At 71.4% G+C, this 12,737-nt stretch carries 8 protein-coding genes and 1 pseudogene; 2 read left to right on the top strand and 7 right to left on the bottom strand.

Features of this window, described 5'->3' with window-relative positions; translation table 11 throughout:
* A complete protein-coding gene (gene gatC, locus AB0I45_RS03490; protein ID WP_247423923.1) occupies nt 1-306 on the bottom strand; it encodes an Asp-tRNA(Asn)/Glu-tRNA(Gln) amidotransferase subunit GatC in 306 nt (101 codons plus the stop codon).
* Between the two features lie 929 nt (nt 307-1,235).
* On the opposite strand from gatC, the gene AB0I45_RS03485 reads away from it, so the two are divergent.
* Nucleotides 1,236-3,575, top strand: a complete 2,340-nt coding sequence (locus AB0I45_RS03485) for an HNH endonuclease signature motif containing protein (RefSeq protein WP_360316759.1) — start codon at nt 1,236-1,238, stop codon at nt 3,573-3,575.
* A gap of 147 nt (nt 3,576-3,722) precedes the next feature.
* Here the strand turns inward: AB0I45_RS03485 and AB0I45_RS03480 are convergent, their stop codons facing one another.
* Nucleotides 3,723-4,151 carry a DUF4870 domain-containing protein gene (locus AB0I45_RS03480; RefSeq protein WP_137320233.1) on the bottom strand — a complete coding sequence of 143 codons (429 nt, stop codon included), beginning with the start codon at nt 4,149-4,151 and terminating at the stop codon, nt 3,723-3,725.
* 190 nt (nt 4,152-4,341) lie between these two features.
* A pseudogene (gene ligA / locus AB0I45_RS03475) lies at nt 4,342-6,546 on the bottom strand (NAD-dependent DNA ligase LigA); the annotation flags it as partial.
* On the opposite strand from ligA, the gene AB0I45_RS03470 reads away from it, so the two are divergent.
* A complete protein-coding gene (locus AB0I45_RS03470) occupies nt 6,542-6,763 on the top strand; it encodes a pentapeptide repeat-containing protein (RefSeq protein ID WP_360317112.1) in 222 nt (73 codons plus the stop codon). The pseudogene ligA and the gene AB0I45_RS03470 overlap by 5 nt on opposite strands.
* Nucleotides 6,764-6,910: 147 nt before the next feature.
* Here the strand turns inward: AB0I45_RS03470 and AB0I45_RS03465 are convergent, their stop codons facing one another.
* From AB0I45_RS03465 to AB0I45_RS03450, 4 genes are all read right to left on the bottom strand, one after another.
* A complete protein-coding gene (locus AB0I45_RS03465; protein ID WP_295690912.1) occupies nt 6,911-8,035 on the bottom strand; it encodes a hypothetical protein in 1,125 nt (374 codons plus the stop codon).
* Nucleotides 8,032-10,011, bottom strand: a complete 1,980-nt coding sequence (locus AB0I45_RS03460; protein ID WP_295690915.1) for a prolyl oligopeptidase family serine peptidase — start codon at nt 10,009-10,011, stop codon at nt 8,032-8,034. Before AB0I45_RS03460 ends, AB0I45_RS03465 begins: the two co-directional genes overlap by 4 nt.
* Before the next feature lie 183 nt (nt 10,012-10,194).
* The gene (gene mnmA, locus AB0I45_RS03455) at nt 10,195-11,448 is read right to left on the bottom strand and encodes a tRNA 2-thiouridine(34) synthase MnmA (RefSeq protein WP_360316754.1); all 1,254 of its coding nucleotides are present in this window, start codon (nt 11,446-11,448) and stop codon (nt 10,195-10,197) included.
* Nucleotides 11,445-12,686 carry a cysteine desulfurase family protein gene (locus tag AB0I45_RS03450; protein ID WP_295690668.1) on the bottom strand — a complete coding sequence of 414 codons (1,242 nt, stop codon included), beginning with the start codon at nt 12,684-12,686 and terminating at the stop codon, nt 11,445-11,447. The genes mnmA and AB0I45_RS03450 overlap by 4 nt, the downstream gene beginning before the upstream one ends.
* Between the last annotated feature and the right edge of the window lie 51 nt (nt 12,687-12,737).

Raw genomic sequence — 12,737 nt, 5'->3', positions numbered from 1 at the left:
TCAGTCCTCCCCCAGGATCTGCGGGACGAGGAACTTGGCATCCTCGGACTGGGGGGCGCCGGACAGCGCCTGCTCGTTCGTCAGGGTCTCACCGACGACGTCCTCACGCATGACGTTGGAGAGCGGGATGGGGTGGGACGTCGCGGGGACCTCGTCCGTGGCGACCTCGGCCACACGGGCCACGTTGGCGAGGATCGAGCTGAGGTCGCCGGCCGTACGAGCGAGTTCCTCCTCGCTCATGGCGATCCGGGCGAGGTCGGCCAGGTGGGCGACCTCCGCGGACGTGAGAGCGGATTTCTCCGACATCTTCACCCTTTCGTTGACGGTGTTCGGTGGCAATGTTCCGCGCCGTGCCTGCGTCGGTGCGTTCGGCAGTGCTGGTGGCAGCGCCTGTGGCAGTGTGCGCGGCAGCGGTCGGTCTACGTCGGTCAGTCTAGTGTCTGGCCCTGACACAGTCGTCCGAGCACCGCCGCCCGGGCGCAGCCGCGTGAGTTGAGCGGGGTGCGTGGGCAGTGTGAGTTGGGTGAGCAGGGCGAGCTGCGCGAGCGGGGTGAGCGGGGCGAGCGGGGCGAGCGGGGCGAACAGGGTGAGTTGCGCAAGCGAGACGGGCGGGGGTGGTTGAGCAGGCGAGACGGGGGTGGTTGAGCAAGACGAAGCCGAGTGAGCAGGGCGGAGCAGCGCCAGCAGGAACGAGCCGCATGAGCAACCGCGGCGAACGGCTGGGTGGCGCTGGAACGGACAGTGTCAAAGTGAATGACTGAGCGGTGCTGGAACGGACTGCGTCACGGCAGAGGCGGGCCCTACCTGAGCGAGGCCCGGTACAGAGATCAGTGACCCCCGAGCCGCGGGTCTGCCTCGCGCCGGCGCAGGAACCGATTGCGCCGAGGCACGGTCACATCCTGCGGATGGGTGGCGACCGGCAGGTGGCCGGCAGGGGGCTGGCAGGGGGTCGGCAGGGCTCGAGCTGCAGTCGTGGAGAGATGCGAGAGAGGCGGTACGCGCACGGGGCGCGGAAACCCATCCCTGCGCAGAGCGGGGTAGATTTCCCCAATCGATGGTGCAGACGAAAGAATATTCAGATCAATATCGAACACCCTGTGGATAACACGGTTTTTCGGTGCTTTACGCGCATCCCGTGTCCGTGGGTCCCGATAGCCTGGAACCACTCGCACAGCACACCCGATCCAGTCCCAGTATCCACTCTGATCGTTCCGTTCCGAGGGAGGTGACCTCCGATGACCGCACCCACCGTCCACCCCGTCAGCACCGACCCCGGCGACTCCGATCCCCGCGACCCTGCCGGTCATCCGTTCGGTGAGCGGCCTGCTCTCCTGCGGCTGCGGGACTCGGTGGCCGCCCATGATCGGGTGATGCTCGCCCGGATGCAGCTCATCGCCGAGACCATCATCGAGGAATGCCTCGACCTCACCCCCACCCCCGACTGCACCACCTGCACCGGAACCGGCTGCCCGGGGTGCGGGCGGGACCGCTACGGCCTGCCTGCCGATGGGTCGCTCGCCCACTGGGTGCTCGAACGCGTCACCGGCGAACACCTCACCTGTCTCGCCGCGGTCCTCGACACCACCATCACACGCGCCTACACCGCCGCCCGCGAAGCACTCATCGCGACGTTCAGCCTGCGGGCCTGCCACGACCGCGCCACCACCGGAATCCTGCGCTACGAGCGCCTGCAGTACGCCGCCCGCCGCGCTCACCGACTCGGGGATGAGAAACTCGCAGCGCTCGATGCGGGGATCACCGCACTGCGTCCCGATCTGTCGTGGGAAGCCTATTGCCGAGCGGTCAACGAGCTCATCCGGATGCTCACCGATGACGAGGAGCAGGAGGAGCAAGTGCGGGAGAACCGGCGGGTCGATTTCTGGCGCAGCGATGCCCGGGAAGGACGTCTACTCCTCACCGGTCCCCTCGAGCCCCTGCACGCCCTGCACCGCCGCCTCGAGGCCACCGCCCGCGCGATCCGGGCCGCCCACACCTCGACCTTCGGCGAGCAGCTGCCGGCCGGGGCGCAGATCGCAGACGATCGCACCATCCCGCAGCTGATGTTCGACCTCCTCTCCGCCACCGCCCCGAGCACCCACGTCGAGATCACCACCCCGAACGACACCGCCGGTTCCGACGACGCCTGCAGTCAGGACGCAGGCGCGTTCACTGCTGAGGGGAGTACCGCAGATCCGAATCCAGGACTCTTCCCCTCCACCGGTGATACCGATGCAGGTGAAGCAGGCCCGGACGAGCGAGTGCGGCAACATGTCACGGTGACGTGTCCGTCGAATCAGGACTGGCTGCGCAGACAGGCCACCGTCGTCATCACCGTCCCCTTCCTCACCCTCACCGGACACACCACACTGCCCGGCACCTGGTCCGACGGCACCCCCATCCCCGCCGACCTCGCCCGCAGACTCGCCGCCGGGTCGGAGAAATTCACCCGCATCCTCACCGACCCCACCACCGGCGCCATCTGCCCCGAGATCGCACAGTCCTACACGCTGCCGGCCGGAATGCGCACCACGCTGAACCAGACCTGGGCCTGGTGCACCGCCCCGGGCTGCACGCGGCGGGCCGAGACCAGCGAAGCCGACCACATCACCCCCTTCGACCACGCGAATCCCTCCCGTGGCGGGCGGACGGACTTCGACAACCTCCACCCCCTGTGCAAGCAGCACCACCACATGAAGACCGAACGGATCCTGCGCCTGCACCGCACCACCGACGGACTCATCTGCTGGCAATTCGCCCACGGCATCACCCACACCACCACACCGGCCGACAGGCCCGCCGATCGCGAAGCCGCGCGCATCACCCGCCGCCTCCTCGGCCTAACCGACCCCGAAGACCCCGACGAGCCCGATCCGCCGCCGAACGAACCCGACGACAACCCGGACACCCCGGGCACCCAACTGTCGGACGGCGACGACGACCTACGGAGTCCTCCCGATGGCGGACCGCCGCGTGACTTTGATGACGACGACCCGCCGGACACCCCGAACACCGGACCACCACACGGCCCCGGCAACGGGCCGCCCGATCAACCGCCCGGAGTATGCCCAGCTGCCAGTCCGCCGCACCAAGATCCGGATGACAGCACGCGGGCAGTTCCGCCGCTGCCGTGGTCATCGATCCGTGGGCGTACTGGGAGAAGGTCCCGAAACCGGACCCCGACGCCTCCGACGCCTCCGACGCCTCCGAGACGGAGGATAACCGTCCGCACGCCACCGCGCCGCAACCCGACACGACGATCGACCGCGCGCCCGCGGCCAGCCGAGAGGACACGCGCCTCACGGACTCCGTTACGTTGTTCAGCGGCACGTCCGACGACAGGAGCACGGAGGAGACATCGACCGCATCTCCCGCCGACGACGGCGACTCCTGGTGGCACGCCGACGACGACCCGCCGCCCCTCTGAATCGACACGGGACGGCACCTCTCCCGCACCCCAGACCGATCCGACCCTGAGATGTGCAGATCCGCTGCTGCTCCAACCAGCAGAGGCTGCCGATCAGAAGGCTGCCGGTCAGAAGGCTTTCAATCTGGGGGGGGGGCTGACGATCGACTGACGCCGCTGATCAACTGAGCCCGCTGATCAGCTGGAGGCGACCGATCACCGGAGGTCACCGGTCAACAGACACCACTCCTCAGCAGGGCGACTGGCGTTCAGCGGATGCCGGCGTTCAGTGGATCTGGCGTTCAGTGGATGCTCCCCGTCAGCGGGGGCTGCCGACCCAGGGCAGTGTTCCGGGCAGCCAGGCGACCGAGCCGTTCGCCGCCTTGACGGCGCAGACGATCGAGCCGATGACGTGATAGACACCGACGGCCATCCAGATCGCGATCGCGGTGGCGATGGGGAAGAACCCGCCGGTGTACGGCTCATCCGCCGTCACCACGTAGAGCACGATGAAGTGGATGGTGAAGAGCAGCGCCGTGTACGCGCCGAAGCTGATCGACCAGTTGAGGGCGTTCCGGGCGTTGTGCCGCGCGAGCATCGGCTTGTGCCTGCTCTTCGCGTGGACGATCGACGTCGCGATGATCCCGAAGATATTCCCCAGCAGGGCGAGCCCACACAGACTGATGAGCCCGAGCCACCTGCCCAGCGCCCCGGTCGGCTGCTGCACCGGGACGGGCCCACCGGGCATGGCAGCAGACCCTGCTTCCGGTGAGAGCTGGTGCCTGCCCCCGGGCTCGAGACCGGAGCTCCGGTGGAGCCCGAAGGCTTGCTCGGGACCAGAGCCCTGGTGGGGACCGGGGACATGCTGGGGGTTGTCGGGGTGGCGGGGATTGTGGGGGCCGTTCACAGTGCTCTCAGCTCATGACGTTCGAACCGGCTCAGCTGCCGGTTTCGGCATCCAGATCGGCGGCATCGCTGTCCTCGTCCGCGGTGTCGCCATCGCCGCTGGCCGGCCCCTCGGCGAGGAGCTTGGCGAATGCCGCCTCGTCGAGCACGGGCACACCGAGGGATTCCGCCTTCTCGAGCTTCGAGCCGGCGTTCTCCCCGGCGACCACGTAATCGGTCTTCTTCGACACGGAGCTCGCGGCCTTCCCGCCCGCACCGGTGATCGCCTCCTTGATCCCGTCGCGGGTGAAACCCTCGAGGCTCCCGGTCGCCACGATCGTCAGCCCCGCGAGCGTCTGCGGCACGTCGGAGTCCACGGGCTCCGGGTCGGCCATGACCACCCCATCGTCCTTCCACGTGTCGACGATCTCCCGGTGCCAGTCCACGCCGAACCACTCGACGACGCTCTCCGCGATCGTCGGACCCACACCCTCGACCTCGGCGAGCTCCTCCAACGAGGCACCGCGCAGCGCCTCCATCGTGCGGAAGCGCTCCGCGAGCGCCCGCGCCGCGGTCGGGCCGACGTGCCGGATCGAGAGCGCCACGAGCACGCGCCACAGTGGGCGCTCCTTCGCCGCAGCGATCTCCTCGAGCATCTTCACGGTGTTCGCCCGCGGCACCGAGGGCTTCTTGAGCTCGCCCGCCTTCTCCCCGCGGACGTACCGCTCCTCCTTGGTGTAGAAGTACTTGACGCGCTCGATCTCGCCGGTCGGCTCGCCCTTGACCCGCTTCTCCCGCTCGATCTCGACCTCGGCGAGGTCCTCGACGGTGAGATCGAACAGGTGTGCCTCGCTCGTCAGCGGAGGCACCTCCGGGGCGACCGGCTGCGTGAGCGCGAGCGCGGCCTCCTCCCCCAGCGCCTCGATGTCGAGAGCGGCCCGGGACGCGAGGTAGAACAGCCGGTTCGCGACCTGCGCCGGGCACGACCGGGAGTTCGGGCACCGGATGTCCTTGTCGCCCTCGCGCATCTCCCGCAGCGCGGTTCCGCAGGACGGGCACACCGCGGGCATGACGAACTCCCGCTCGTCCCCGGTGCGTGCCGCGACCACCGGGCCGAGCACCTCGGGGATGACGTCCCCGGCCTTCCGGATCGTCACCGTGTCGCCGATGAGCACGCCCTTGCGCTTGACTTCGTGCGCGTTGTGGAGGGTCGCCTTGCTCACCGTGGACCCCGCGACGGTCACCGGCTCCATCACCGCGAACGGGGTCACCCGTCCGGTCCGGCCGACCTGCACCTGGATGTCGAGCAGCCGGGTGGTGACCTCCTCCGGCGGGTACTTGTATGCGATCGCCCAGCGCGGGGCGCGCGAGGTGTATCCGAGCTCCTCCTGCGTCCCGATGTCGTCGACCTTGACGACCACTCCGTCGATCTCGTGGAGCACGTCGTGGCGGTGCTCGCCGTAGTGGTCGATGTACTCCTCGACCTCCGACTCGGCACCGAGCACCCGGTAGTACTCGCTGATCGGCAGACCCCAGGACCGCAGCTGCTCGTAGACCTCCGACTGTGCGGCGGGCTCCGGATGATCCGGCCCCGCCGGGGTCCAGGCGGCGATCCCATGGACGAGCATGTGGAGCGGGCGCGCAGCGGTGACCTGCGGATCCTTCTGGCGCAGCGAACCCGCCGCGGCATTGCGCGGGTTGGCGAAGGGCGCCTTCCCCGCCTCGACGAGCGCGGCGTTGAGCTCGGTGAATCGCTCGACGGGGAAGAACACCTCGCCGCGGATCTCGACCTCCGCCGGCGGGAACTCCGTGTCGAGCCGGGTCGGGATGTCGGCGATCGTCCGCACGTTCGCGGTGATGTCCTCGCCCGTGCGGCCGTCGCCGCGGGTCGCGGCCCGCACGAGCTCGCCGTCGCGGTAGAGGAGGTTGACCGCGAGGCCGTCGATCTTGAGCTCGCACAGGAACCGGGTGCCGGCCGGCACCGCCTTGTCCGTGCGCGCCCGCCAGGCCCGCAGCTCCTCGAGGGAGAACACGTTGTCGAGGCTGTACATGCGCGACAGGTGCTCGACCTCCGCGAAGGTCGAGGTGTCGACGGCGCCGCCGACGGTCTGCGTGGGCGAGGCGTCGTCGACGAGCTCGGGGAACCGCTCCTCGAGGTCCCGCAGGGCCACCATGAGCGCGTCGTACTCCGCGTCCGACACGGTCGGCGCATCGTGCTTGAAGTAGGCCTCGCGATGCGCCTCGATCGCGGCCGTGAGCTCCTGCGCGTACCGGGCACGGGCCGAGGCGTCGGTGAGGTCGACATCAGCAGAGCTGCTGTCCGAGGTGTCGTCGGAGGCGTCGCTGACCGAGGCATCGCTGACCGAGGCGTCGCTGACCGAGGCATCGCTGACCGAGGCGTCGCTGACCGAGGCGTCGCTGGTCGAGGCGCTGCTCACCGGAGTCTCATCCGCGGCCTTGGCCGCACCGTCCTGAGCCGCTGCCATCGGCTCCTCGGCGGTCGATTCGTCGCCCGCCGGCTTCGTCGAGCGTGTCATGCTGCCTCCCCGTCGTTCTGGTGTCTCGCGCCCGTCCGCCCCGGCCGAACCCACGCCGCCCGCACGCTCACCGCTCCGGTCCCGGTCACGACTCCTCCGCGAGCGCATCGGCGAGGCGCCGCGCGAGCGCGATGTTCCCGAGCGCGGTCCGCACCGAGGCGTCGGCCGGGAGCAGCGGCGGGAGCCGGACCGGCAGCTCCCACCCGGTGAGGATACCGAATCCGGACAGGCTCGCCCGGTTCATCCCGATGCGCTCCCAGGGTTCGGCGAGCGCATCCACCCAGCGGGTGACCTCGCTCGGCCGCTCACCGGCCCGCGCCGGCAGCCGCAGCCACACCTCGGTCCCGGCATCGACGGCCTCGGCGACCGCCTCCCAGCGACGCCCGTCGAACGACTCGAGAGATTCGAGCGGGATGCTCAGCGCCCCGACCTCGGCATCGGCGAGGAGCCGCCGGTGGGCGACGGCCTTGCCGCTGATCCGCACGTGGCCGAGCTCCGGCAGTCCGAGGATCGTGTCCGGCCCGGTCCGGCGGAGGAACGACGCGAGCGCCGCCGTGACCGACTGCTCGGCGAGCGCGGGCAGCGTGCGGAATCCGGAGACCGTGGGCACCGAACCGGTGAGGATCGCATCGAGCGACGGCTCCCACAGCCGCACCCGCGGCCGGGCGCCGAGCAGCCGCTCGCAGCGGTCGAGCTCCGCGGTGATGCCGGCGGCATAGTCCTGGACGACGTCGCGCACCGCTCCGCGATCGCCGAGCACCGGCGTGCCGCCCGGCAGGCTGAGCGCCCGGATCAGCGTCCACGGCCCGGGCAGCGTGAGCAGGGTGCGGCCGCCATAGCCCTCGCCGTATTCGCCCACGGCATCGAAGGTGCGGCCGAACCGCGACTCCTCGACGCGCTGGTCCCGTCCCTCGCCGCGGCTCAGCCGCCAACCGTAGGAGCCGAGGTCGACGGGCAGCTCCGCGAGCAGCCGCACCGCCGCACCCGTCCCGTCGACGGCCCAGCGGCTCCCGCCCTGGGCCGGGGCACCGGTGAGCGGGATCGCCGGGTAGCCGGCGGCGAGGTCGTCGAACGACGCCGAGGCACCCTGCCGCGGGTCCTCCCCCGGCCACACCCCGGTGGTCGAGAAAGCACGCTGGGGCGCGGTGGCCGTCGTCCGTTCGCCGCCGATCACCGGCTGTCCGCCGCCGGACGTGGGATCCCCGCTCATCGGCCGCGTCCGCGCAGGTGGACCCGGCGGATGCCCGGGGTGTCGAAGCCCATGATGCGGCCGTAGAAGCCGAGCTCGGTCTCGAGGGAGTCGATGAGGTTCTCGGGCCGCACGAAGCCGTGCGATTCGCGTGGGTAGACCTTCGCGACGAAGGGCAGGTCGAGTCGTTCGAGTGCCGCGACGAGCCGGCGCGTCTGGCTCTGCGGAACCACGGTGTCGAGCGCGCCGTGGAACACCGCCACCGGGGCGGACAGCGCGTCGAGCCGGTTGAGCGGGGCGCGCTCCTCGTAGATCTCCGCAGATTCCGGCAGCGGGCCGACGAGCGTGCCGATGTAGTGCGATTCGAAATCGTGGGTCTCGGTGACGAACCGGGTGAGCTCCGCGACCCCGTAGTAGGAGGCCCCGCAGGCGAAATCGGTGGTCGTGGTCAGCGCGTTGAGCACGGTCCACCCGCCGGCGGAGCCGCCGCTGATCGCCAGTCGGTCCGGGTCCGCCTCCCCGGCGGCGGCAAGTCCGCGGAGCACGGTGACGGTGTCCTGCACGTCGACGATCCCCCACTGCCCGCGCAGCCGGTTGCGGTAGGCCCGCCCGTAGCCGGTCGAGCCGCCGTAGTTGACGTCGACGACGCCGATCCCGCGCGAGGTGAAGAAGGCGTGGTGCGCCGACACCATCGGCACCGCCTGCCCGGTGGGCCCGCCGTGGACGAACGCGACATAGGGCGGCACCTCACCGACGGGTCCGGAGAACCCCGGGCTGCGCGGCGGGTACACGACGGCGGGGACGCCGTCGAACTCCCGCAGCTCCGCGGTGGGATAGTGGTCGGCGTGCGCGAGGCGCGCGTTCGACAGTGCCACCGGCGACAGCTCGCCGCTCGCGAGCTCGAAGGTGTAGAGACCGCTCACCCGGTGCGCACTGCCCCCGACGAGCAGGGCTGTGCCCTCGCGATAGTCCTGGATCGAGAAGCTCGTCAGCCCGCAGTCGATGATCCGGTGCTCGCCGGTGCGGACATCGGACCAGACGAGGGAGGAGGTGCCGTACCGGCTCTCGGCGAGGATCCGATTGCCGTGCTCCACCGGCAGGTGCCAGCGGTCGCCGAGCGACCACAGCGGGCCGCCGATCTCCCCATCGGTGCTCAGCAGGGGGACCTCCTCGGCCGGTCGGGCCCCGGCCTCGCCCCGGCAGCGGGCGAGAAAGGTCGGCACGTCGAGCCGATAGAGCTCCCACCAGCCGGTCCGGTCGGCGCTGACGACGAGCGTGCTGCTGCCGAGCCATTCCGGCTGCAGCACCGACTCCTCGGCACGTCCGAAGATCGCAACCGCGGGCCCGACCGGGCGCCCCTCGGAGAGCTCCTGGATGTACACCCGGGTCTCGTCCCAGGGCATGTGCGGGTGGTCCCAGCCGATGAAGGAGAGGCAGCGACCGTCCGGTGAGATCCGCGGCCAGGCGAGGAAGTGCGGCCCCTCGGCCAGGGTGACGAGCGCGCCGGCGTCGGGCTCGCCGGTCTCGATGGCCACGATGGAGCGGTGCACCTCGCCGGGGGCGCGGTGGCTCTCCCGGACTGCGAGGAGCCGGCCGCCGCTGAGCACGAGGTCGCCGTAGCGCACGGTCGACCGGGTGGCCGGGGTGAGCGGGACGGGACGGGCGCCCGGGTCGGTGGTGTCGAGTGCGTGGACGCGCTGGTCGGTCGCGTTGACGAAGTAGAGCGTGCCCGAGGGCCCGTCGATCTCCCAGGCCCCGCCGCCGTACTCGTGGACGCGACTGCGGGCGTTGTGGCCGCACGGGAGGACGAGTTCCCCGTCGCCGAACCGGCCGGTGCGGGACACGAAGATCCCGGTCCGCCCCTCCTCGTCGGAGATGCGTTGGGAGTACCAGATCGCGTCGCCGGCGAACCGGGCGCGCTGGATCGGCTCGGACCCTGCGGCCACGTGCGCGGCGGTGATCGGGGAATCCCAGGATCCGAACGGTGCGGTGCTCATGGCACCACAGTAGCGAGTGGGACGGACGTCATGCCCCCGGGGCACTGCCGGGGGCCGGGCGGGGTCCGTCACCGGGGACCGCGGTGCAGAACAGGGGGGCCGCCGACCGCCGTCGGTCATGACGATCTGGACCTCGGCATCGGTGAGGGTGCGGCGTCCCCGGCAACCCGCCGGCGCGGGGCCTCAGACCGCCGCGGTGCTGCGGTGCGCGCGATCGATCGTCGACTGGCCGAGCACCCGGGTGCCGCGGTAGACGACCATGGTCTGCCCCGGGGCCACCCCGGACAGGGGGCGTTCGGTGACGACGTGCATGAGCCGGCCGGGCGGGCGGGAGCGGGGCACGGTGATGGCCGCGGGGTCGGAGGGTTCCCCTGCCCCCGTCACGGTGGCGGTCGCCTCCGCCTCGGCGTCCTCCGCTTCAGCGCTGTGCTCGCCGTCCCCCACCTCAGTGATGAGCTCACCGAGCCACATCCGGGCCGGCACCGGGTCGGCATGGGCTCGGATCTGCACCTCGCAGTCGATCGCCTGGGACTCCGCGTAGCCGACGTCCGCCGGGGGCGCGCCGCACCACGAGGTGCGGATCCCGTCGAGGCGGTCGACGGACAGCTCCCTGCGCGGACCGACCGTCACGGTGTTCTCCCGCGGGTCGAGGTCGACGACGTAGCGCGGCTTCCCGTCCGCCGCCGGCCGCTCGATCCGCAGGCCCTTGCGCTGCCCGATCGTGTAGGTCATCGCGCCCTCGTGCTCGCCGAGCACGGCCCCCTCGGTGTCCTTGATGAGGCCGGGGCGCATGGGGATCTTGTCGGATAGCCACGCCTTCGTGTCCCCGTCGGGGATGAAGCAGATGTCGTAGGAGTCGGGCTTGTCCGCCACCGGGAAGCCGCGTTCGCGGGCCTCGGCGCGGACCTCGGCCTTCGCCGTCGCCGCGCCGATCGGGAAGAAGCAGTGGCGCAGCTGCTCGGCGGTGAGCACGCCGAGCACATAGGACTGGTCCTTGTTGAGATCGAGGCCGCGGTGGAGCTCGGGGGTGCCATCGGCCCCCTCGATGATCTCCGCGTAGTGGCCCGTGGCGACCGCGTCGAAGCCGAGCGCGAGCGCCCGGTCGAGGAGGGCGGCGAACTTGATCTTCTCGTTGCAGCGCATGCACGGGTTCGGGGTGCGGCCCTGCGAGTACTCGGCGATGAAGTCGTCGACGACGTCCTCCTTGAACCGCTCGGAGAAGTCCCACACGTAGAACGGGATGCCGAGCAGGCCCGCCACCCGGTGGGCGTCGCGGGAGTCCTCGATCGTGCAGCACCCGCGCGAGCCGGTGCGCAGGGTGCCCGGCATCCGGGAGAGCGCGAGGTGCACGCCGACGACCTCGTGCCCGGCGTCGACCGCGCGGGCGGCGGCGACGGCGGAGTCGACGCCACCTGACATCGCGGCGAGGATCCTCATGCCGGGGCCCCCGATGCCATGCCGGCCCGGCGGGCGCGCACGACGATCTCCGGCAGCGCGGCGAGGAGGCGATCGACGTCGGCCTCGCTCGTCTCCGGGCCGAGTGTGAAGCGCTGGCAGGCGCGCGCGGTCGGCTCGTCGCGCCCGCAGGCGAGCAGCACTTCCGAGGGCCGCGACACCCCGGCCGAGCAGGCCGAACCCGCCGAGGTCGCGAAGCCGGCAGCGTCGAAGCCGAAGATCAGGGTGTCGCCCTCGCACCCGGGGAACACGAAGTGGACGTTGTTCGGCAGCCGGCCCGCGCCGGGCGGGCCGGACAGCTCGGCCTCGGGCACCGCCGCGGTGATCCCGTCGATGAGCCGGTCGCGGAGCGCGGCCATGTGCCCCGCCCGGGCCGGCGGGTCCGCGGTCGCGGCGGTCGCGGCGGCGGCGAAGGCGACGGCCCCGGCCACGTCGAGGGTCCCTGAGCGCACGGAGCGCTCCTGCCCGCCGCCGTGGAGCACCGGCTCCGGTGCCAGGTCGCGGCCGAGCACGAGCGCGCCGATGCCCACCGGGCCGCCGATCTTGTGAGCGGTCACCGTCATCGCGTCGACGCCGACTGCGGCGAAGTCGAGCGGGAGCTGGCCGAATGCCTGCACCGCGTCGGTGTGCACTGGCACCCGGTGAGCGCGGGCGAGCGCGGCGACCTCCGCGATCGGCTGCACCGTGCCGATCTCGTTGTTCGCCGCCATCACCGACACGAGCGCGGTCCGATCCGGATCCGCCGTGAGCGCCGCCTCGTACGCCGCGAGGTCGAGGCGGCCGTCGGCATCGACGGGGATCCGCACGACCTCGGCACCGAGCCCGGTGAGCCAGTCGGCAGCCTCGGACACGGCGGGGTGCTCGATCGCGGAGATGAGGATGCGGGGGCGCGGTGGCGAGGAGTGTTCGCCGCCGCTGGGCTCCTCGCCCGAGGAGGCGTCACCCGCGCTGCCGACATCGGCGTTGCGCAGCCTCCACAGCCCCTTGATCGCGAGGTTGTCCGCCTCCGTGCCGCCGGAGGTGAGGACGACCTCGGCCGGGGTGCTCGCGCCGACGGCCCGTGCGATGTCCTCACGGGCCTGCTCGATCCTCATCCGGGCGGCCTGGCCCTCCGCGTGGAGGGACGAGGGGTTGGCTGCGCGCCGGAGCTCCGCGGTGTACGCGTCGAGCACGTCCGGCGGCATCGGCGAGGTGGCGGCATGGTCGAAGTAGGTGCGCATCGTGGGCGATTCTACGCGGCGTCCCGTCCACCAGGCGACCCCGCCGAACGC

Source organism: Brevibacterium sp. NPDC049920, from assembly GCF_040656435.1.
Taxonomy (GTDB): Bacteria; Actinomycetota; Actinomycetes; order Actinomycetales; family Brevibacteriaceae; genus Brevibacterium; species Brevibacterium pityocampae.
Note: the sequence above shows the minus strand (reverse complement) of the source record. Positions and strands in the feature narration are given on the sequence as shown.

Bases quoted from the DNA above. Each gene is read 5' to 3' on its own strand.
- gatC (WP_247423923.1), bottom strand. From the start codon at position 306: ATGTCGGAGAAATCCGCTCTCACGTCCGCGGAGGTCGCCCACCTGGCC.
- AB0I45_RS03485 (WP_360316759.1), top strand. From the start codon at position 1,236: ATGACCGCACCCACCGTCCACCCCGTCAGCACCGACCCCGGCGACTCC.
- AB0I45_RS03480 (WP_137320233.1), bottom strand. From the start codon at position 4,151: ATGCCCGGTGGGCCCGTCCCGGTGCAGCAGCCGACCGGGGCGCTGGGC.
- AB0I45_RS03465 (WP_295690912.1), bottom strand. From the start codon at position 8,035: ATGAGCGGGGATCCCACGTCCGGCGGCGGACAGCCGGTGATCGGCGGC.
- AB0I45_RS03460 (WP_295690915.1), bottom strand. From the start codon at position 10,011: ATGAGCACCGCACCGTTCGGATCCTGGGATTCCCCGATCACCGCCGCG.
- mnmA (WP_360316754.1), bottom strand. From the start codon at position 11,448: ATGAGGATCCTCGCCGCGATGTCAGGTGGCGTCGACTCCGCCGTCGCC.
- AB0I45_RS03450 (WP_295690668.1), bottom strand. From the start codon at position 12,686: ATGCGCACCTACTTCGACCATGCCGCCACCTCGCCGATGCCGCCGGAC.